Origin of the sequence: Streptomyces sp. NPDC048504, assembly GCF_043200035.1 — a bacterium.
Taxonomy (GTDB): domain Bacteria; phylum Actinomycetota; class Actinomycetes; order Streptomycetales; family Streptomycetaceae; genus Streptomyces.
Genome location: NZ_JBICXA010000025.1, coordinates 44773 through 65173 on the forward strand (window position 1 = coordinate 44773; position 20401 = coordinate 65173).

21 protein-coding genes are annotated in these 20401 nt (G+C 69.0%); 7 read left to right on the forward strand and 14 right to left on the reverse strand.

All coding sequences use genetic code 11. The features are described 5' to 3' along the window. Positions 1-9 precede the first annotated feature (9 nt). Positions 10-369, reverse strand: coding sequence for an NADH-quinone oxidoreductase subunit A (locus ACGFY9_RS44500; RefSeq protein ID WP_007383963.1), 360 nt, complete (start codon positions 367-369; stop codon positions 10-12). A gap of 745 nt (positions 370-1114) precedes the next feature. On the opposite strand from ACGFY9_RS44500, the gene ACGFY9_RS44505 reads away from it, so the two are divergent. Together ACGFY9_RS44505 and def are read left to right on the forward strand one after the other, a co-directional pair. Further along, positions 1115-1930: a C40 family peptidase gene (locus ACGFY9_RS44505; RefSeq protein WP_393764178.1), complete on the forward strand. Its 816-nt coding sequence runs from the start codon at positions 1115-1117 to the stop codon at positions 1928-1930. Between the two features lie 195 nt (positions 1931-2125). Further along, positions 2126-2752, forward strand: a complete 627-nt coding sequence (gene def, locus ACGFY9_RS44510; protein WP_393764180.1) for a peptide deformylase — start codon at positions 2126-2128, stop codon at positions 2750-2752. A gap of 24 nt (positions 2753-2776) precedes the next feature. Here def and ACGFY9_RS44515 read toward each other — a convergent pair whose 3' ends face one another. Next, positions 2777-4060 (reverse strand): geranylgeranyl reductase family protein, encoded by a 1284-nt coding sequence (locus ACGFY9_RS44515; protein ID WP_393764182.1) that lies wholly within the window; start codon positions 4058-4060, stop codon positions 2777-2779. Positions 4061-4157: 97 nt separating this feature from the next. Here ACGFY9_RS44515 and ACGFY9_RS44520 point away from each other — a divergent pair, with 97 nt between their 5' ends. Together ACGFY9_RS44520 and ACGFY9_RS44525 are read left to right on the forward strand one after the other, a co-directional pair. After that, the gene (locus ACGFY9_RS44520; protein ID WP_393764184.1) at positions 4158-4664 is read left to right on the forward strand and encodes a GNAT family N-acetyltransferase; all 507 of its coding nucleotides are present in this window, start codon (positions 4158-4160) and stop codon (positions 4662-4664) included. 120 nt (positions 4665-4784) lie between these two features. Continuing rightward, a complete protein-coding gene (locus ACGFY9_RS44525; protein ID WP_318018114.1) occupies positions 4785-5099 on the forward strand; it encodes a PASTA domain-containing protein in 315 nt (104 codons plus the stop codon). Positions 5100-5301: 202 nt separating this feature from the next. Here ACGFY9_RS44525 and ACGFY9_RS44530 read toward each other — a convergent pair whose 3' ends face one another. The 4 genes from ACGFY9_RS44530 to ACGFY9_RS44545 form a co-directional block, all read right to left on the reverse strand. Further along, complete coding sequence (locus ACGFY9_RS44530; protein ID WP_363099606.1) at positions 5302-5997, reverse strand: demethylmenaquinone methyltransferase; 696 nt, start codon at positions 5995-5997, stop codon at positions 5302-5304. Between the two features lie 70 nt (positions 5998-6067). Then, complete coding sequence (locus ACGFY9_RS44535) at positions 6068-7450, reverse strand: acyltransferase family protein (protein WP_393764187.1); 1383 nt, start codon at positions 7448-7450, stop codon at positions 6068-6070. Then, positions 7450-9885 carry a glycosyltransferase gene (locus tag ACGFY9_RS44540; RefSeq protein WP_393764189.1) on the reverse strand — a complete coding sequence of 812 codons (2436 nt, stop codon included), beginning with the start codon at positions 9883-9885 and terminating at the stop codon, positions 7450-7452. The genes ACGFY9_RS44535 and ACGFY9_RS44540 overlap by 1 nt, the downstream gene beginning before the upstream one ends. A gap of 19 nt (positions 9886-9904) precedes the next feature. Beyond that, entirely contained in the window at positions 9905-10213 is a 309-nt protein-coding gene (locus tag ACGFY9_RS44545; RefSeq protein ID WP_393764191.1) for a hypothetical protein, read from the reverse strand. Between the two features lie 402 nt (positions 10214-10615). Here ACGFY9_RS44545 and ACGFY9_RS44550 point away from each other — a divergent pair, with 402 nt between their 5' ends. After that, a complete protein-coding gene (locus tag ACGFY9_RS44550; protein ID WP_393764192.1) occupies positions 10616-11665 on the forward strand; it encodes a chitinase in 1050 nt (349 codons plus the stop codon). Between the two features lie 77 nt (positions 11666-11742). Here the strand turns inward: ACGFY9_RS44550 and ACGFY9_RS44555 are convergent, their stop codons facing one another. The 5 genes from ACGFY9_RS44555 to ACGFY9_RS44575 all read right to left on the reverse strand — a co-directional run bounded on the left by ACGFY9_RS44555 (position 11743) and on the right by ACGFY9_RS44575 (position 16705). Further along, complete coding sequence (locus ACGFY9_RS44555; protein WP_393764194.1) at positions 11743-12147, reverse strand: hypothetical protein; 405 nt, start codon at positions 12145-12147, stop codon at positions 11743-11745. 7 nt (positions 12148-12154) lie between these two features. Continuing rightward, positions 12155-13354, reverse strand: a complete 1200-nt coding sequence (gene mqnC / locus ACGFY9_RS44560; protein ID WP_033282491.1) for a cyclic dehypoxanthinyl futalosine synthase — start codon at positions 13352-13354, stop codon at positions 12155-12157. A gap of 89 nt (positions 13355-13443) precedes the next feature. Beyond that, positions 13444-14031, reverse strand: a complete 588-nt coding sequence (locus ACGFY9_RS44565; protein ID WP_393764196.1) for a hypothetical protein — start codon at positions 14029-14031, stop codon at positions 13444-13446. Positions 14032-14048: 17 nt separating this feature from the next. Further along, the gene (locus ACGFY9_RS44570; protein WP_393764198.1) at positions 14049-15746 is read right to left on the reverse strand and encodes a serine/threonine-protein kinase; all 1698 of its coding nucleotides are present in this window, start codon (positions 15744-15746) and stop codon (positions 14049-14051) included. Between the two features lie 110 nt (positions 15747-15856). Further along, positions 15857-16705: a menaquinone biosynthetic enzyme MqnA/MqnD family protein gene (locus ACGFY9_RS44575; protein ID WP_393764200.1), complete on the reverse strand. Its 849-nt coding sequence runs from the start codon at positions 16703-16705 to the stop codon at positions 15857-15859. Between the two features lie 288 nt (positions 16706-16993). Between ACGFY9_RS44575 and ACGFY9_RS44580 the strand changes: the two genes are divergently transcribed. Both ACGFY9_RS44580 and ACGFY9_RS44585 read left to right on the forward strand, forming a co-directional pair. Beyond that, positions 16994-17197: a cold-shock protein gene (locus ACGFY9_RS44580; protein ID WP_003992177.1), complete on the forward strand. Its 204-nt coding sequence runs from the start codon at positions 16994-16996 to the stop codon at positions 17195-17197. A 250-nt stretch (positions 17198-17447) separates the two neighbouring features. Beyond that, entirely contained in the window at positions 17448-18137 is a 690-nt protein-coding gene (locus tag ACGFY9_RS44585; RefSeq protein WP_393764202.1) for a class I SAM-dependent methyltransferase, read from the forward strand. On the opposite strand, the gene ACGFY9_RS44590 is transcribed toward ACGFY9_RS44585, so the two are convergent. From ACGFY9_RS44590 to ACGFY9_RS44600, 3 genes are read right to left on the reverse strand one after another with little or no spacing between them, the layout of a single operon-like run. Continuing rightward, positions 18090-18614: a hypothetical protein gene (locus tag ACGFY9_RS44590; RefSeq protein WP_393764204.1), complete on the reverse strand. Its 525-nt coding sequence runs from the start codon at positions 18612-18614 to the stop codon at positions 18090-18092. The two genes, ACGFY9_RS44585 and ACGFY9_RS44590, sit on opposite strands and share 48 nt — an antisense overlap. Further along, positions 18611-19147, reverse strand: coding sequence for a hypothetical protein (locus ACGFY9_RS44595; RefSeq protein ID WP_393764205.1), 537 nt, complete (start codon positions 19145-19147; stop codon positions 18611-18613). The genes ACGFY9_RS44590 and ACGFY9_RS44595 overlap by 4 nt, the downstream gene beginning before the upstream one ends. After that, the gene (locus ACGFY9_RS44600; RefSeq protein ID WP_393764207.1) at positions 19125-20399 is read right to left on the reverse strand and encodes a WXG100 family type VII secretion target; all 1275 of its coding nucleotides are present in this window, start codon (positions 20397-20399) and stop codon (positions 19125-19127) included. The genes ACGFY9_RS44595 and ACGFY9_RS44600 overlap by 23 nt, the downstream gene beginning before the upstream one ends. Between the last annotated feature and the right edge of the window lie 2 nt (positions 20400-20401).

A 20401-nucleotide genomic window follows, 5' to 3' on the forward strand; every position in this document is an offset into this window, starting at 1 on the left:
AAAGGCCCCTCAGTCCCATTCCAGGCCGCCGCGCCGCCATACGTACGCGTACGCGACGAAGACGGTGAGCACGAAGAGCAGCATCTCCACGAGCCCGAAAACACCCAGGGCGTCGAAGGTGACGGCCCAGGGGTAGAGGAAGACGATCTCGATGTCGAAGACGATGAAGAGCATCGCCGTCAGGTAGTACTTGATGGGGAAGCGCCCGCCGCCGGCTGGCGTTGGGGTCGGCTCGATGCCGCACTCGTACGCTTCGAGCTTGGCCCGGTTGTACCGCTTCGGACCGATCAGCGTGGCCATGACCACGGAGAAGATCGCAAAGCCTGCCCCGAGGGCTCCCAGTACGAGGATGGGCGCATACGCGTTCACCGCTCCTCGCTCCTCTCAGTCGGCACTGACTGCTGGCGATGGCATCGGGTCCGCTTCCGGCTCACGCGCCGCTCAAACCCCGTTCGTCCCAACGAAGATCGAGAACATGTGAAGCAGGTCACAAGCCCAACTGCCCCGCATCTTATGCCCGGGGCTCTGTGATCTGCGACACGGGGTATTACACAAGCTTTGTGATCTCCACCACCCAGCGAAGGATCATCGCGTCGGACGGGCGGCGATCTTCGCACATGAAGCGCCCGACCGGTCACCAGAGGTGACATTTCCGCCCGTCATCGCAGCCCGAGGGCGGCGTCTCAATATCAAGAGGCTTCCCTTGCATGCAAATTGGAGTTGGACGGGGCGGCTTGATAGTGGAGGCCCGTTCACACATCAGGGGGAGGCCCGCGGCACGGTGTGGACGCGTGCACACGTTCACGAAGTCACCCGCCCGCGGTACCCACGCAGGACGCACGCATTCCGGTAACCGTTCCGTGACCTCCGCCACACCCATGAGAGGCGCATGAGAACGGGGCTTGGCCACCGGTCCCAACAGGTGGTAAGCAGCGGGCAATTCGGGCGTACCGACGAAAGACCGTGATCACACGCCTGATCACCCAGGTCCGCAATGTCCGTTACGGCGTCAATAAGGAACGACACACCCGGGGTTGATGGGGCCCGTTGAACAATTGTGGCGCAGCACACGTTTCTTGAAGGTATGGAGGAGCCCCTGATACCGGTTGGTCTCATGTCCCACACCGCTCACATACGCAGCCACCGGAAACCCCGCCGCAGCGCGACGACGAACATCGCCGTGCGGGCCGGAGTTGCCGGTGGCGTTCTCAGCATGGCGGCGGCGGGTGCAGCCACGGCCAACGCCGCCGAGACGACACAGACCATGCAACTGCCCACCCTGACGGCCGACCTGGCCACCCAGGTCGCGCAGTCCGCCGAGGCCACGCAGCAGGCCGCAGCGAACTACCAGCTGCAGGCCGAGCGCGACACGGCCGCCGCAAACGCCGCGAAGCAGGCGAAGGCGGACCTCGCGGACGCAAAGAAGAAGGCGGAGGCCAAGAAGAAGGCCCAGGAGGCCGCTCGCAAGGCCGCTGCGGCGCAGGCGGCCTCGCGCAGCTCCGAGCGGACCACCCTGTCCGCTTCGACGTCCACAAGCGCCTCCACGAGCACCAGCACGAGCGGGTCGACGGCCACCGGGTCGGCCGCCGCCATCGTGTCCTTCGTGAAGGCCCAGATCGGCAAGTCGTACGTCCTGGGCGCCACCGGCCCCAGCGCGTACGACTGCTCCGGACTCGTCGGAGCCGCCTTCAAGCAGGTGGGCATCAGCCTGCCGCGTGTCTCCCAGGACCAGTCGACCGCGGGAACTCAGGTGTCCCTGAGCAACCTTCAGGCCGGCGACATCCTGTACTGGGGCAGCGCGGGCAGCGCCTACCACGTGGCGGTGTACGTGGGCGACGGCATGTTCGTCGGCGCGCAGAACCCCTCCACCGGCATCGTGGAGAGGCCGCTGTCGTACGACATGCCGACCGGCGCGGTGCGGGTGCTCTGAACCCGCGCACGACGCCGTGAGCATGGGGCCGCTGCCGCTCGGGGGCAGCGGTCCCCTCGGCGTACCTCCGGTCGCCCCGGACCCACGGGGCGTTCCCACTACCGGAGTTCGCGGCTCTCCTGAAAGGCTCTCTTCTCAAGGTTCTCAAGTCCGGCTGACCAGACGGCCGGACGCCAAACATGAGGAGAGCAAGCCATGCCACGTGTCTTCGTCCAGGGCAGCCCCGTCGACTCCTACCCCCGGCCCGCACCCGAGGCCCGACGCGGGTCCGTGCGACGCGTCACCGAGGTCGGCGAAGAGGTCCTGCACCGCCCCTGCCGGGACGTGACCGAGTTCGGTCCCGACCTCGCCGCGCTCATCGACGACATGTTCCTCACCATGTACGTCGCCGACGGGGCCGGCCTCGCGGCCAACCAAGTGGGCGTGGATCTGCGCCTGTTCGTGTACGACTGCCCCGACGACGACGGTGTCCGGCATGTCGGACACGTCGTCAATCCGGTCCTCGACCCGCTCGACCCGGCCGGGCGCCGGCTGCTCGACGAGGGCGAGGGCTGCCTGTCGGTGCCGGGTGCCATGATGGACGTACCGCGTCCGGACCGGGCCGTGGTGCGCGGGCTCGACAAGGACGGCGAGCCGCTGGTGATCGAGGGCACGGGGTACTTCGCGCGCTGCCTCGCCCACGAGACCGACCACGTCAACGGCCAGGTGTATCTGGACCGGCTCTCCAAGCGGGACCGCAAGGAGGCGCTGCGGCAGGTGGCGGACCGGCGCGACGAGGTGTTCGCCCGCCGGGCCGCCAAGACGAAGGCCCTGCCTGCCTGATCACCACCAGGACCGGAGCTACGGCTACGCCTTCGGCGCCACCTTGCTCAGCCCGTTGATGATGCGGTCCATCGCGTCGCCGCCCGTGGGGTCGGTGAGGTTGGCCAGCATCTTGAGGGTGAACTTCATCAGCAGGGGGTGCGTCAGGCCGCGCTGGGCCGCGATCTTCATGACCTTCGGGTTGCCGATGAGCTTCACGAAGGCGCGGCCCAGCGTGTAGTAGCCGCCGTAGGTGTCCTTGAGGACCTGCGGGTAGCGCTGCAGGGCGAGTTCGCGGCTCGCGGGGGTCGGGCGGGCGTGGGCCTGGACGATGACGTCGGCGGCGATCTGGCCGGACTCCATGGCGTAGGCGATGCCCTCGCCGTTGAAGGGGTTCACCAGGCCGCCGGCGTCGCCGACCAACAACAACCCCTTCGTGTAGTGGGGTTGGCGGTTGAAGGCCATCGGGAGGGCGGCGCCGCGGATCGGGCCGGTCATGTTTTCGGGGGTGTAGCCCCAGTCCTCGGGCATGGACGCGCACCACGCCTTCAGGACCTCCCGCCAGTCCAGCTCCTTGAAGGAGTCGGAGGTGTTGAGGACACCGAGGCCGACGTTGGAGGTGCCGTCGCCCATGCCGAAGATCCAGCCGTAGCCGGGCAGGAGACGGTCCTCGGCGCCGCGGCGGTCCCACAGTTCCAGCCAGGACTCCAGGTAGTCGTCCTCGTGGCGGGGCGAGGTGAAGTAGGTCCGCACGGCCACGCCCATCGGGCGGTCCTCGCGGCGGTGCAGGCCCATCGCGAGGGAGAGGCGGGTGGAGTTGCCGTCGGCGGCGACCACCAGGGGCGCGTGGAAGGTGACTTCGCGTTTCTCCTCGCCGAGCTTTGCGTTCACGCCGGTGATCCGGCCGGTGCGCTCGTCGATGATCGGGGCGCCGACGTTGCAGCGCTCGTAGAGACGGGCGCCGGCCTTCTGGGCGTTGTGGGCGAGCTGTTCGTCGAAGTCGTCGCGCTTGCGGACGAGGCCGTAGTCCGGGAAGGAGGCGAGTTCCGGCCAGTCAAGCTGGAGGCGGACGCCGCCGCCGATGATGCGCAGGCCCTTGTTGCGCAGCCAGCCGGCCTCCTCGGAGATGTCGATGCCCATGGCCACGAGCTGCTTGGTGGCGCGCGGGGTGAGTCCGTCGCCGCACACCTTCTCGCGCGGGAACTCGGTCTTCTCCAGCAGGAGTACGTCGAGTCCGGACTTGGCGAGGTGATAGGCGGTGGCGGAGCCGGCTGGCCCCGCGCCGACGACGATCACATCGGCGGTGTTTTCGGAGAGGGGCTCGGTCACGGCGGGATCTCCCCAAGTTCGAAATCTGCGTGCCGACCGGCACTGGACATGGGCAGTCTATTCAGCGCCACTGATCACCAGGCTGAAGGGCTGCCCCGTGAACCGAGCTCTCCCCGCAGTACGGCTTCGCGTCCCCACCGACGAGGACGCCGTCGCCTGGCATCGGACCTTCGCCCACCCGGACGTCATGGAGTTCCACGGCGGGAAAGCCGCGGAGCTGTCCGTCTACGAGGAGCTCACCGCCCGCCAGCGCCGGCACGACGCGGAGCGCGGTTTCTGCCTGTGGACCATGCTCGACGCCGAGGACCGGGTGATCGGCTTCACCGGCGCCCAGCCCTGGCCGCGGGACTGGGGACCGAAGGGTGAGATCGAGATCGGCTGGCGGCTGGGGCGGGAGTTCTGGGGCCAGGGGTATGCCACGGCGGCCGCGGAGATGACACTGGAGCGGGTGCGGGCGGCCGGGGTGCCGAGCGTGGTGGCGATGGTCCTGGCCCGCAACACCCGGTCCATCGCGGTGACCCAGCGGCTGGGCATGCACCTCGCCGAGGTCTTCACCACGCCCTCGCGCGAGGAGACGGGACACTGCTACCGGCTCGAACTGTAACTCAGAGTAACTATCCGCTACAGAACGACACTTGACGCTTCCGGTCGGGGCCGGACCGGGGTTACCCTTCCGGTACCGCTGGGGGTGACATCTGTGCGCATAACACCCAAAACACCCGAAGTGCGCGTGCCACGGCTCGTCGGCCTGATGGCCGTGGACGCGCGCGAGACGGCCCAGTCGCGCGGGCTGTTCATCAACTCGCCGGACCGGCCCGACTTCCATCTCGCCGTCGTCGACTACGTCGTACGGCAGTACCCGCAGCCCGACGCCGAGGTGCCGCGGGACTCCGTGATCTACGTGTGGTTCGACTTCGGTGAGGGGGACGGCGGGGGCGGTATGCGTGAGCCGCGCATACCCCGGCCGCCGAGCGGCGGGATGCAGCGCGAGCTGGACGAGCCGCCGGGCGACGCGTTCTTCGAGACGGTGATCAGGTAAGAGGGAGCCGCACAGGGAGGCGAGAGGACGCCGACCGGGGGGCCAGGAGCGGCCGCGCAGGCGCACTCGGCACCCCGGCACAGGGACGCCACCCGCGCCCCGAAGCCCTGCTCAAGACCTCGCCCGCGGAGCCCTGCTCAGGCCCCGCCGCCGAAGCCCCGCCCGCGAAACCCTGCCCGGGCCCCCGCCCCCGAAGCCGCATTCAGGCCTGCTTGAAGCCCCGGTGCAGGGCCACGATCCCGCCGCTCAGGTTGCGATAGGCGACCTTCGACCAGCCGGCCTTGCGCAGCCGTTCGGCCAGCGCGGGCTGGTCGGGCCAGGCACGGATGGACTCGGCGAGATAGACGTACGCGTCCGGGTTCGAGGAGACCGTCCGGGCGACCGGCGGCAGCGCGCGCATCAGGTACTCGGTGTAGACCGTGCGGAAGGGCGCCCAGGTCGGGTGCGAGAACTCGCAGATCACCACCCGGCCGCCGGGCTTGGTCACCCGGTACAGCTCGCGCAGCGCGGTGTCCGTGTCCTGCACGTTGCGCAGCCCGAAGGAGATCGTCACGGCGTCGAACGTGTCGTCCTTGAACGGCAGCTTCGTGGCGTCGCCGGCCGTGAGCGGCAGCCAGGGGTGGCGCTTCTTGCCGACCTGGAGCATGCCGAGGGAGAAGTCGCAGGGCACGACATAGGCGCCGCTGCGGGCGAAGGGGAGGGACGAGGTCGCCGTGCCGGCGGCGAGGTCCAGGATCTTCTGCGCGGGGCGGGCGTCGACCGCCTTCGTGACCTCCTTGCGCCATCGGCGGTCCTGGCCGAGCGACAGCACGTCGTTGGTCAGGTCGTACCGTTCCGCCACGTCGTCGAACATCGAGGCGACTTCGTGCGGCTGCTTGTCCAGGGATGCGCGGGTCACGGGCCCATTGTGGCAGTACGGGCCGGGCATCCCGAAGGCGCCCGGCCCGCACTCACCCACCAACACACGCTCACGACGGCAGGAGTCTCGGTTTCTTCTTCGCCGCCACGTCCTCCACCCAGCCGCAGAGCACGATGAACACGGCGATCAGAATCCAGCCGATGCCGAACATGAACCACTGGCTCTCCAGCGGCAGCCACTTCTCGAAGGCGGGCACCTTCCAGAACTGGTCGGTCAGCGGCACCGCGAGCACCAGCGCGATCTCGTGCCAGAGATAGATCGTCACGGCCCGCGCGTTGAAGATCGTGACGATCCGGTCGAGCTTCTTGAACCGGGTCAGCCAGGCGAAGTCGATGTTGAAGTAGGCCTTGGCCCACATCAGCAGCATGACGTAACCGGCCGACCAGTAGGTCTGGGCGAGCGGGCTCTCGTCCAGGTCGTAGGTGCCGCCGGCCTCGGCCTGGTGCGTGAAGGCGTACCAGCCGCCGAAGACGATCGCTGCGACCGACAGCGTGACCACCAGGAAGGGCTTCAGCTTCTGGAGCACACCGTCGCGGTGCGCGAAGCCGAGGATCCAGCAGAAGAGGTACGTCGACAGGTCCCAGAGCGCGTTGCCGAAGCGGTTGTCCGGCCCCGACCACACGAACTTGAGGATCACGATCGGCACAAGGGTCAACAGCAGCACGGGAATCGGCGCCTTGCGGAAGATCCACAGCAGCACCGGCGACAGCATCACGAACCACAGATACGTCCGCAGATACCAGAGGATCTCCCAGGCCTGCATGCCCCAGGCGTTGCCCGGCGGATCACCGAGGGGCACGATCCAGAACACGATCTGCCAGCCCGGCATCCAGTCGTGGATCATCATCGCCACGAGCACGAAGAAACCCCAGAACCAGAACGGCGGCAGCAGCCTCCGCATCCGGCTCTTGACCACCTTGAACGCCGGCCGCTCCAGCGACTTCGCCATCAGCGTCCCGGCCAGCCCGAACATGATCCCCATCGAGGGGAACACCATCCCGCACCACGCCCACCCGAAGGTGTGGTAGGTCACGACCCGGATCAGTGCGACGGCCCGCAGGGTGTCGAAGTACCGGTCCCGGCCCACCGGTCGGGGCGCGGGCTGCTCGGCAGGCTCCTCGACGACCTCCGCCGCCACCGGCTCCGGCTCGGCCTCCGGTTCCACCGCGGGCAGCGTCGCCGTCTCCCCTACGACGGCCGCCCCCGCGCCCTGCCCGTGGTCCGTCCCCGCGTACTGCTGCGGATACGGCGGCTGTTGCTGTTGTTGGGGGTACGGCTGCTGCTGATACGGGTACGGCGACTGGGGCTGGGGCTGGCCGTACGGCTGAGGCTGCCCGTACCCGTCGTAGCCGTACGGGTGTTGGGGCTGCTGGGGCTGTTGCGGCTGGCCGTAGCCGCCGCCGTACCCCTGCTGTTGCTGCTCCCAGGTCATCAGCTCGCCCCCGCCGGTGTGCCGACCTCGCCGGTCCGCTTGAGTTTCTGCCAGCGCAGCCGGCCGCCGGTCAGGGCGGTGATGCTGGAGTGGATGAGGACCAGGTACATCATCTGGCGGTAGGCCAGTTGCTGGAGCGGCATCATCAGCAGGTAGCGGTACTTCTCCCGGTCCAGCCTGAACGCGTAGGCCGCGCACAGGAGTTGGATGCCGAGGACCGCGAACCACATCGCGAGGGACGCCCAGAAGTCGACGAAGATCATCGAGTAGACGGTGAAGACGTCGATCAGCGGGGCGAAGACCGGCGTGATGATCTGGAAGATCACCACCAGAGGCATGCCGACCCGGCCGAAGCGGCCCGAAGGACCCTTGTCCGTAAGGGACTTGCGGTGCTTCCACAGCGCCTGCATGGTGCCGTAGGACCAGCGGTAGCGCTGCGACCACAGCTGCTTCAGCGAGGCCGGGGCCTCGGTCCAGGCCTTGGCGTGCTCCTGGTAGACGACCCGCCAGCCCTCGCGGTGCATGGCGATGGTGATGTCCGTGTCCTCGGCGAGCGTGTCCTCGCTCATGCCGCCGACCTGGAGCACGGCCTCGCGGCGGAACGCGCCGATCGCGCCCGGGATCGTGGGCATGCAGCGCAGCAGGTCGTACATGCGGCGGTCGAGGTTGAAGCCCATCACGTACTCGATGTGCTGCCAGGCGCCGATGACCGTGTTGCGGTTGCCGACCTTGGCGTTGCCCGCGACCGCGCCGACCTCGGGGTCGGCGAAGGGCTGCACGAGGTGCCGTACGGTGTCGGGCTCGAAGACGGTGTCGCCGTCCATCATCACGACGATGTCGTAACTCGCGCTGCGCACACCGTTGTTGAGGGCGGCGGGCTTGCCCGCGTTCTCCTGGCGGATGACCCGGACGTTCGTCATGCCGAAGGAGCGGGCCGCCTCGCGGGCGATCTCGGAGGTGCCGTCCGAGGAACCGTCGTCGACGACGATGACCTCGATCGGATGGGTGCTCTTCGCCAGCGACTCAAGGGTGTTGGCGATGCACTCCTTCTCGTTGTACGCCGGGACGATGACGGTCACCGGGCGGGTGATGGTCGGCCCCCAGCTGAACCTGCGTTTGTTGCGCTGTCTGTAATGGCGCCGGGCGAGGATCAGCATCATCCCGAAGCGGCTCATGACGGCGACGCCGACGACGGTGAGGCCCGCCGCGAGTCCCGGCACCACCCACTCCGCGACGGTGACGGCGTAGATGAGCGCCTTGCCCTCGTAGAGGGTCATGCCGGTGGCCTCGCGGTGGGCGCCCTGAAGGACCGAGGTCCGGCCGGTGCCGGAGCCGGTGCCGCCCGTTCCTCCCGCGGCGCCGCCGACGGCCGAACCGACCGTCGTCTGGGTGCCACCGGGCGCGCCGGTGGGTGCGCCGGTGGGTGCGCCGGTGGGTGCGCCGGTGGGCTGCGCGTCGGCGGTGGGAGCGGCGGAGGGCTGCCCGCCGGCCTCGACCGTGCCGGTGCTCGTCCCGGCGGCCGCGCCCGTGCTCGTGACGGGCCGGCTGGCGTCGTTGTTCTTGGCGATGGCGCCGCTCACGGTGGTGAACGTGTAGCCCTTCGCCTTCATCTTCTCGATGTACTTGGGCAGTGCCTTCATGGTCTGCGAGCGCACACCGCCGGCGTCGTGGAACAGCACCGAGGAGCCCGAAGTCCCGGACGGCGTCGCCCACTTGATGATCTTCGAGACGCCGGGCTGCTTCCAGTCGTCGCTGTCGGTGTCGACGAAGACGGTGGTGTAGCCGGAGGCGCCGAGCTTCTTGTAGACGGGGTAGCTGTAGTTGTCGATGGCGTCCGTCTCCGAGGAGTACGGCGCGCGGAAGAGCGTGGTGGTGATGCCGGCCGCGCCGGCGAGCGCGAGCTGGGTCTGCTCCATCTCGCGCTTGATGCGGGCGTCGCTCTGGTAGGAGAGGTCGACGTGGGTGAACGTGTGGATGCCGACCTCCTCGCCTTGCTCGACCATCTGCTTCACGATGTCGGGGTAGCGCGAGACCATCGAGCCCACCAGGAAGAACGTGGCCGGCACGTCGTACTTCTTGAGGATCTTCAGGACCGTGGGCGTGTAGGTGGGGTTCGGGCCGTCGTCGAAGGTGAGGACGATGGTCTTCTTCGGGATGGTCTGGGTGGTCGGCTTGCCGTTGCGGAAGGTCAGGATCGGGCCGCCGTAGAGGACCTTGTCGGGGACCTTGCTGGCGCTCGCGCCGTCCCGGACGCGCTGGTCGCCGCCGACTTCCGCGCGCAGGTAGCCGTCGAGCAGCATCACGCAGGTGAGGCCGAGGAGAAGCAGCAGGGCGAGTATCACCCGGGGTCGCTGGAGCGCGGCGGCCTTGCCGGCCGCGCGTTCCATCCGGGTGGGGGCGCGTCGGCGCCCGCGCGAAGGAGTCGTCGTAGTCATGAGTGCGGTGGTGCTCCGGTCAGTGTGCGGTGGCTGAGGCGGACGGGGCCGCACCCGTGGGGGCGCCCGAGGGGATGTCGGTCGGGGCGCCGGTCGGAACACCGGAGGGCGCTACGCCGCCTCTGCCTCCGCCCGGGGCGTTGCCGCCGCCGGGAGCGGAACCGGCCTGGCCGCCGCCGAACGGCAGCAGCGAGGAGGGGTTGATCGAGATGCCCCAGCCCATGAACGCCATGCCGAGTACGAACGCGTACCCGAGGCAGACGGTGCCCATGAGGAGGCCGATCCGGCGCAGCACCTTTGACCGGCGGCCGGAGTTGTCAACGAACACGGGACCTTCAGCGGACCCGTTGCCGGCTTTGCGGCGGCGACCCCGCGCAGAGGCGCGGTTTTCGATGGCGGACTCGGATTGCATTCCCCAGACATTAGGCCGCCTTTATGTGACCAAAACTCTGATTCTCTTGTGAGCCCGCCAAGAAAAAAGGCGGAAGCTGTGGCTTCCCTTAGAGAACCCAGGAAAAGCCTTATGAGCGGCCGGTGTCAGTAGTGTCCCCAATTTTCCGCTTCGCCGCCCGGCTTGACCGTTTCGTGCGCCGATACCCGTGGGTACTCTATGTTCTTTCTGTCTTCGTGAGACACAGCCCCATGTGCTTCATTTAGCCTTCGGAAACCGACTCTGTTTCCATCCTGAGACAGAAATCACCGTCCCGAGACGGAAAGGGTGCATGCTCATATGAGGAGTTTCCTGAAACCGGCGGCCGGGCTCACCTGCTTGTTTGCCCTCGCGGTCACCGGATGCTCCTCCAGCTCCGGTGACTCGTCGGACTCGTCCTCCGGTGGGACGGAGAGCGCTACGCCGACACCGTCGTCGACGCCTTCGTCATCCGCCTCGTCGGACTCGTCGTCGACCACGGCCTACGCCCCGTACGTCAGCGCCACGACGGCCGCGGACATGGACAGCAAGGGGTCGCCGTCGACGTACAACCTGTCCTTCGCCATCGCCAAGGGCAGCACCTGCGCGCCGGAGTGGAACGGTACGACCGCGATCGACAACTCGGCGGTGAAGTCCAGGATTTCGGCGCTGAAGACCTCCGGGGCCACGGTCCGGGTCTCCTTCGGCGGGGCGTCCGGCAAGGAGCTGGCGGAGACCTGCACCAGCGCGACGGCGCTCGCGAAGGCGTACGGCGAGGCGCTGGACGCAGCCGGCTCCGCCCAGGCCGACTTCGACATCGAGGGTGACGCGCTGACCGACTCCACGTCGGTCGCCCTGCGTTCCAAGGCGATAGCCCTGCTCCAGAAGGAGCGCACCGACCTCAAGGTCTCCTTCACCCTGCCCGTGATGCCGTCCGGCCTCGACTCCGACAGCCTGGCGCTGCTGGAGTCCGCCAACGACAACGCGGTCGAGGTCTCCACGGTGAACATCATGACGATGAACTACGGCGAGTCGTACACGGATGACATGGGCGACTACGCGATCACGTCGGCGACGGCCACGCACACCCAGCTGAAGAAGGTGTTCGGGCTGTCGGACGCGGGGGCCTGGCAGGGGATGGCGCTCACGTCGATGATCGGCGTGAACGATGTCTCCGGGGAGACGTTCTCGCTCTCGGATGCGGCGCAGGTGCGGGCGTTCGCCGAGTCGAAGAAGATCGCGTGGGTGTCGATGTGGTCGACGTTCCGGGATCAGCAGTGTGAGAGCGGGTCGTCCGATGATGATGCGGCGACCGATTGCAGTGGGGTGAGTCAGACGGCCGGGGCGTTCGGGGAAGCGTTTGCCGGGTGACGGGTGCGTTGCCGAGTGACGGTGCGTTGTGGCTGGGCGCACAGTTCCCCGCGCCCCTGAAGACAAAAGACCCACACCTACCGGCGTCTGTGGACTAGCCGCCCTGCACACACCGTCGCGATGCACTCGCCGGCCTCGTCGAATACGGCGAGGTCGGCACGGCCCTGGTCGGCGGCGGTTGGGTGAGTGAGGATCTGGACGTCGTTCCGTTTCGCCGCCGACCGGAGTTCGGCCGAGTCGACGTACTTCTCCAAGACAGCCGTCGCGCCCGACTTGAGCACGGCGTGGATCCGCTCCCGGGGGCTCGGGGCGTCCGGAAGTGGGCCCTCGTGGACGCGGGCGGGACCCAGCACACCGGGCCAACTCCGCACCCTCGCCCCCGGAAACCGCTCCTGGACCTCCGCCAGCGTCCCCACACCCACGACCCGGGCACCCTCGACGGCGACGGCACCGCCCTCGTCCGCCGTGTGAATCGTCAGCACAGGCGGCCTAGTTGGCGGACAGGAGCTTCAACTCCGGGTGGGCCGTGCCGCCTTCGATGGCCGTGGAGGAGATGTGGGACATCACGCGCTCGTCGACCGGGTCGTTCGCCGGGTCGTCGTGGACGACGATGTGCTCGTAGGTCGTCGTCCGCTGGGCGGGGACTCGGCCCGCCTTGCGGATGAGGTCGATGATCTCCATGCGGTTGGAGCGGTGCTTGGCGCCGGCCGAGGAGACGACGTTCTCCTCCAGCATGATCGAGCCGAGGTCGTCCGCGCCGTAGTGCAGGGAGAGTTGACCGACCTCCTTGCCGGTCGTCAGCCAACTGCCCTGGATGTGGGCGACGTTGTCCATGAAGAGGCGGGCGATGGCGATCATGCGCAGGTACTCGAAGAGCGTGGCCTGCGTGCGGCCCTTCAGGTGGTTGTTCTCGGGCTGGTAGGTGTACGGGATGAAGGCCCGGAAGCCGCCCGTGCGGTCCTGTACGTCGCGGATCATCCGCAGGTGCTCGATGCGCTCGGCGTTGGTCTCGCCGGTGCCCATGAGCATCGTCGACGTGGACTCGACGCCCAGGTTGTGCGCCGCCTCCATGATCTCCAGCCAGCGCTCGCCGGACTCCTTGAGGGGCGCGATCGCCTTGCGGGGGCGGGCGGGGAGCAGCTCCGCACCGGCGCCCGCGAAGGAGTCGAGGCCTGCCGCGTGGATGCGGGTGATGGCCTCCTCGACCGACACCCCGCTGATCCGGGCCATGTGCTCGACCTCGGACGCGCCGAGGGAGTGGATGACCAGCTGGGGGTACGCGCCCTTGATCGCGGCGAAGTGCTTCTCGTAGTACTCGACGCCGAAGTCCGGGTGGTGTCCGCCCTGGAACATGATCTGCGTGCCGCCGAGTTCGACGGTCTCCGCGCACCGGCGCAGGATGTCGTCCAGGTCCCGCGTCCAGCCCTTCGCGGTGTCCTTGGGCGCGGCGTAGAACGCGCAGAACTTGCACGCCGTGACGCACACGTTCGTGTAGTTGATGTTCCGCTCGATGATGTACGTCGCGATGTGCTCCGTACCCGCGTACCGACGCTTGCGTACGGCGTCGGCGGCGGCGCCGAGCGCGTGCAGCGGGGCGTCGCGGTAGAGGTCGAGCGCCTCTTCGGGGGTGATGCGCCCGCCCTCTGCGGCACGGTCGAGGACGGACTGAAGCTCGGCCTTCTCGGTCACCGGGAGGTCCCTTTCGTCAAGGGTTGCGGACAGGCAGGTGGTGCTGACGGACCTTGCCAGCCTACGCCAGCGGTTTTGCCGCCCGGACCTCAGGCCGTGTACGCGCCGACCAGCAGCCCGAGGAACGCACCGGCGAGCAGAAACGGCCCAAAGGGGACGACGATCCCCCGGCCGTCCCGCCGTCTCCAAGCCGCGAACACCCCGTAGACCGCCCTCAGCAGGAACCCCGCGAACGCGCCCACCATCACCGTCGGCCACCCGTACCACCCGAGTGCGACCCCCGCCCCGACCGCGAGCCTCACCTCACCGGGACCCAGACCACCGCCGCCGGAGTCGATACGGCTCAGCGCGAAGTACCCACCGCCGAGCGCGAGGGCGCCCAGCAGCGCGGTCGTCCAGTGCCCGGCGTGCTCGGGCACGAGGGTGACGACACCGAGGAGGGCGAGAGCGGCACCCGCGAGGGGAAGCGCCGCCCTGGGCGCCGCCACGGCGACGGGCGCGAGCAGCAGCCAGACCGCCAGCTCGGGCCGCGTACCGGTGGCGGCGGCGAGGGCGACGCACACCAGCACGACGAGGAGAGCGGTACCGACACCGCGCCGGCCGACCCGCGCCACGATCGCCCCGGCGCCCGCGCCCCACACCCCCGCGAGGGCGATCAGCAACTGGTCGTAGTCCACCGGCCGGTCCCGACGCCCTACTTGACCTTGGACAGCCGCGCGGTCGGGGAGCCCTCGGCGGAGCTGTCCGACAGGTACTTGAGGTCGTCGCCGACGGGGGTGAGGGTGACCGTGTGGGCGGCCTGGTTGCAGACGTCGCGGTTCGACGTCGCGCCCGCGGCCGAGGCGACGAGCCGGGTCTTCGTCACCTGCTTCAGGGTCAGTACGTCGTCGCAGACGCCGCCGAGCTGGTCGGTCTGGCGGAGAATGCCCAGCCGCTGCCCCACGCCCACCTTGGCGATCGTGATCCGGAAGGTCCCGTCGGGGAGCGTGCCGCCGAGGGCGGTGCCCTCGCCCTGCCAGGTGCCGAGATAGGCGTCGGGGATGGATTTGAGCGAGGAGCCGTCGCCCGCGCCCGGCGCGCTGGTCGCCGTAGCGGAAGCAGAGGAAGTAGCGGAGGAGGTCGGGATCGTGCCCGCCGAGGATTCCTTGCCCTTGTCGTCCGGCTGCAGCCAGTACAGCCACACCGGCACCAGCGTCACCACCGCCAGCGCCGCGGCGACGGAGAGCACCACCGCGCAACCGACCCTGCGCCCACGCCCGTTGGGGCCGGGAGCCGCCGTGGCGGCGACGGAGACGGAGACCTTCCCGGGGCGATGACCGGAGGCCGGCGGCACGGTGTCGTACGGGGCCGCGTCACGCGGTTCGGGCACGAACCCGGCTGACCCCGCAGGCGACTTGGGCATCACGGGCGCCGGCCCGAACGCACCCGCCCCACCACCCCCCACCGAGGGACTGCTGAACCCCACCGGCCCCGAGGGCACCCCCTCCGCGACCCCCGCCACCTCAAGATTCAGCAGCTGTACGGCACTTCGGCTGACCTGCTCCACCAACGCCCCCGGCAGCCACCCCCCGGCCACCAGCCGGGCCGCCCCGTCCGGAGCGAGCCGTCGCGCCACCTCTCCCGGCGTCGGCCGCGCGGCGGGGTCCTTGGCGAGACAGGCACTCGCCAGCTCCCTCAACTCACCGTCCATCTCGCCCAGTTCGGGCTCCTCGTGGACGACCTTGTAGAGGAGCGCGGCAGAGGAGTCACCGGGAAAGGGAGACGCACCCGTGGCCGCGTACACCAGCACGGCCCCCAGCGAGAAGACGTCGGACGCCCCCGCCGCCCCCTTGCCGAGGATCTGCTCGGGGGCCATGTAACCGGGTGAACCGACGGAGACGCCGGTGGAGGTGAGGGAGGCCGTGCCGTCCGTGGCGCGGGCGATGCCGAAGTCGATGACGAGCGGCCCGTCGAGGGTGAGGAGCACGTTGGACGGCTTCACGTCCCGGTGCACGAGCCCCAACTCATGTACTGCCGTGAGCGCTTCGGCCAGCCCCGCGCCGAGCGCCCGCACGGTGGCCGTGGGCAGCGGCCCGCCGTCCGCGACGGCGGCGGAGAGGGAGGGCCCGGCAGCGTACGCGGTGGCGACCCAGGGCACGGCAGCCTCAGGATCTGCGTCCAGCACAGGGGCCGTCCAGGCGCCGCCCACCCGGCGCGCGGCATCGACCTCGCGGCGGAAACGGGCGCGGAACTCCTCGTCGAGCGCGAAGTGCGGATGCACGATCTTGACCGCGACCGTACGACCGCCCGCGCTGCGCCCGAGATAGACCCGGCCCATCCCCCCGGACCCGAGCCGGCCGAGCAGCCGGTAGGGCCCCACGACCGTGGGTTCGTCGTCTCCGAGCGGCTGCATGCCGTCCACCCCTCCCCGTACGACTTCCAGCAGGGTAGTGCGCCACACCCCACCGGTGATGACGGCTGGAGCAGATCGCCTTCTGTCTTCTTCTACGGGTATTACGGGTATTACGGGTGGAGCAGTTCCACGTTCACGTCGGCGGGGAACCCGGTCGTGGGGCCGACGCGGCGGGCGAACTCGGCGACGGCGGCGAGCTGGGGCGCACCGAAGCGGAAGTCGAGGGTGGTGAAGTACCGCTCCAGGACCTCCTCGTCGAAGTCCTCCCAGCGGGCGGCCTGTTCGGCGACCTTGCCGACCTCCTCCAGGGAGAGGTTGCGGGAGTCGAGGAAGGCCTCGTGGACCTTGCGGGTGATGACCGGTTCGCGCGCCAGGTAGTCGCGGCGGGCGGCCCACACGGCGAAGACGAACGGCAGCCCGGTCCACTCCTTCCAGAGCGAGCCGAGGTCGTGCACCTCCAGGCCGAAGCGGGGCCCGTCGAGCAGATTGGCGCGCAGGGCGGCGTCACCGATGAGGACGGCGGCGTCGGCCTCCTGCATCATCAGGCTCAGGTCGGGCGGGCAGGTGTAGTAGTCGGGCTGGACTCCGTAGCGCTCGGCGAGGAGGAGCTGCGCGAGGCGTACGGAGGTCCGCGAGGTAGAGCCGAGGGCGACCCGGCGGCCGTCGAGCTGGTCCAGCGGGACCTGCGAGACGATCACGCAGGACATCACCGGGCCGTCGCAGCCGACGGCGATGTCGGGGAAGGCGACCAGGTCGTCCGCGTTGCGGAGGAACTCGACGAGCGTGATGGGCCCGATGTCGAGATCGCCCCGCACCAGCTGCTCGCTGAGCTTCTCCGGGGTGTCCTTGGTCAGCTCGAAGTCGAGAAGTGTGCCTGTTCTCGCGAGCCCCCAGTACAGGGGCAGGCAGTTCAGGAACTGGATGTGGCCGACGCGCGGCCGGGTGCGAGAATTGTCCACAACGTGAGGCTAGACCTCATGCGGTACGCTCCATACTTCGGCCCCACAGTCAAGCCTTTGGCGATCTTCAAACGTCCGGGTGATGTGATCTTGGCCTCTATTGCTTTCGGCTGCCCGCGTGCTAGGCTCGCCGCAAGTTGCAGTTTGGTTTCCCTTGCAGTACAGAGCCTGCGGAGCATGTAACCGCGGGCTCTAGTCGTTTTCAGACGTATGCAGTAGTGCGGGACTTTGTTTTCACACTTAGCAGGGTTCTGGAGCAGGGCAACCCTTTGGGCCCAAGGAGGGCTTATGGCTACCGGAACCGTGAAGTGGTTCAACGCCGAAAAGGGCTTTGGCTTCATCGCCCAAGAAGGCGGAGGCCCCGACGTCTTCGTTCACTACTCCGCGATCAACGCGAGCGGCTTCCGCTCGCTGGAGGAGAACCAGCAGGTCTCCTTCGACGTGACCCAGGGCCCGAAGGGCCCGCAGGCGGAGAACGTCACCCCCGTCTGAGTCACCTGATCGCAGTCCTTCGGTCTCGGAGCCTGGTGCTTTGATCCGGAACAGATAGCAGTACCCAAGGAGCCCCGCACCGCAAGGTGCCGGGGCTCCTGCCTTTGCCTCCGGCGGTTGGGCGGGGGGTGGGGTGGGGCGTGAGTGGTTTTCGGGTGCCGGTCCGGTGGGGGCTGGTCACGCAGTTCCCCGCGCCCCTGAAAGCAAAAGACGGGGCGCGGGTGTCAGCGGGTCGATAAGGTGCCCGGTCATGACATCGACGTCCTCCACATCCGCCGAAGCCGGCTTCGTGAGCAGTACCCGGACCTTCTACGACGCCATCGCCGAGGACTACGCCGACCATTTCGCCGGGGAACGCAGTGCCAAGCCGCGGGACTGGACGGTGATGGCGGGCTTCGCCGAGTTGGTGAGCAGGGGCGGCGGCGGGGGCGGGCAGGTGGCCGATCTCGGTTGCGGGCCGGGGCGGTCCACGGCGTTCCTCGCCGCGCAGGGGCTGGATGTGTTCGGCCTCGATCTGTCCGAGTCGATGCTCGCGATCGCGCGCCGCGAGAACCCGGGGCTGCGCTTCCGGCAGGGCTCGATGCTGGACCTGGACATCCCGGACGGCACGCTGGCGGCGGCTGTCTCCTGGTACTCGTCCATCCACACGCCTGTGGACCGACTCCCGTACCTCTTCGCGGAGTTCCACCGGATCCTCGCACCGGGCGGGTACCTGCTGCTCGCCTTCCAGGCCGGCGACCAGCCCCTCACCCTCGACCAGCCCTTCGGTCACCCGGTGACCCTCGACTTCGAACGCCGGCGACCGGAGCTGATGGCCGAGTTGCTGGAAGCGGCGGGGCTCGCGCTGCGGTCACGGACCGTACGGGAGGCGGAAGAGGAGCTCGGGGAGTCGTCAGCGCAGGCGTTTCTGATTGCCCGAAAGCTGGTGAGCACTCTCTAGGGCTCGGCGGGCGCCGACCTCGCTGGAGTATTCGCGGACGGTGAAGGCGGCGATCACCCAGCCGACGCAGCCCGCCGCGAGGGCCGGGGCGACCGGTGCCGCGACCAGCCAGAGGGCACGGCCCGCGACGGCCAGTCCGGTGGAGCGCCGGGTCTCGTCCCGCTTGGCCTGGCGGGCCTGGTCCGGCGAGGGCGGGTCGAGCAGTTTCCTGTGGTGGTCCCGGCGCTGCACCCGCCACCCCCACACGAGGGCGACGAAGGACAGGATCACCTGCGTCCAGTCCCACACGGTGCGCACGGTCGCCGGCAGGCTGGTGCGGAAGCTGCCGTAGAGGACAAGCGCGATGTAGCAGAAGAAGGCCAGCACGACGAACCAGAGGAGGGCTCCGGAAGCCCGGCGCAGCCAGTAGCGCGTGCCGCGCTCGTACCAGGTGGTGCCGAGACCCGGTAGGGCGGGGATGCTGGGAGAAAGGGTCATGTTCCGGAGGGGTGCTCCTGCAGCCAGCGGCGGGCGCCGACCTCGCTCGGGTATTCGCGGACGGTGGTCCAGGCGGTGAGCCAGCCGATGGTGTACGCGGCCAGGGCCGGTAGGACGGGCACCAGAAGCAGCACCATCCAACGGCCGGCGAAGGCCCTGGCAGGGGCCTGCCTGTTGTGGTCGCGCTTGGCCTGGATGGTCTGCGCGGGAGTGGGCGGGTCCAGGAGAGCCCTGTGGTGCTCCCGGCGCTGCTGCACCCAGCCCCAGACCAGCGCCCCACAGGAAGCGATCCCCGTGACCCAGTTCCACACGAGGCGCACGGTCGGCGACCACTCGCTGGTGAAGCCGCCGTAGAGCTCAAGCGCGAAAACGCTGACGACGACCATCAGGATGATCAGGAAGGTGGTCGTGCGGGCGCGGCACAGCCAGTAGAGGGCACCGCGCTTGTACCAGGTCCTGCCGAGCTTCGGCAGGGCTGGGATGTCAGCGGGCGTTCCGTGAGTGGGGGCCTCAGAAGATGCTCGTGACGCCATTCCAGATGTCCTTACCCAGTCGTCCGACGTCCTGCCCGGTCTTGTAGCCGACATCCCAGACGCCGTGTGCCACACCGCTCACAACCCCGTGGTCATGAATGTCCTCGCTCCAGTGCTCGTGGAAGGTGTGGTCGAGGACGTCCGTCGCGAGGACCGTCGCACCGACTCCCACCAACGCCACCCCCACTGCCCCTTCGACCGGCGCCGCCAACACCGCGAGCGCCCCCGCGGCTACACCCCCCGCAGCCACCCCGACATCCACCGTCACGGACTTCTGCCACGACCACCCCTTGTCATGGTCGTCCTTCGCCTCCACCAACCCGCACGCGGCCGCCGCCGCGACATCCAGCACCGGCACCTCCTTGAGGAACTCGGGGAGTGCCTCAAGCCCCTTGCCCAGCCGCAACGCGTCCGCCGCGTCAGCGAGTTTGACGTTCAGCACCCGGTCGTACGGAAGCTTGCTGCTGCCGACGTCCGCGCGGGCGATCGCCTCCTCCAGCGAGTCGACCTTCATGACCGCGTCGCCGTAGGCGCCCTTGGCGGGCAGGTCCTTGGGCAGTCCGCGGCCAGCCTTCTGGTACGCCTTGCGCTCCGCCCGCATCTCCTTCTTCGCCGCCTGCGCCTCGGCCTTGGCGTCGTCGAGCGCGGCGCGCGCCTTCTTGCCCCCGGCCCGCGCGTCCTCCGCGTCGTAGGCGTACAGCCCGCGCAGCGCGTCGGCGATGGTGATCTTGTCGCCGGTCGACACCGGCGCGGTGACCTGGGCGTACAGTCCGCTCAGTTTGTCGGCGGCGACGAGCCGGGCATGCTGGGCGGTGTGCATGACCTGCTTGCGGACCGTGTCGTACTCGGTCATCGCGGAGATCGTCTTCTGGTCCGCCGCGCCGGGCGGGTTCGCCGTGACGATGGGCAGGGGCACGCCCTTGGGCCCCATGGACACACCCTTGCCGGTGGCGACATGCTCCGCGTTCTGCAGCGCCGTCTCGCACGTGGACAGCGCGTCGGCGAGGGTGCCGAGGATGTCCCCGGCCTCGAACACCAGACTGGCGAAAGCTCCCGCCGTCAGCGCGTCCTCGCTCCACTTCGCGCGGAACTCCTCCGCCGCGTCGCCCTTCCAGCCCGCGTCGTCGACGAGCGACTCGACGGCACTGGTGACCGGCCGGACGACGTCGTCGAGTTGGTCCTTCGCGTTCTTGTACGTCGTGGCCATCGTGTGCAGCCCGCCGATGTCACCGCCGACCCAGCTGTCGCCCATGA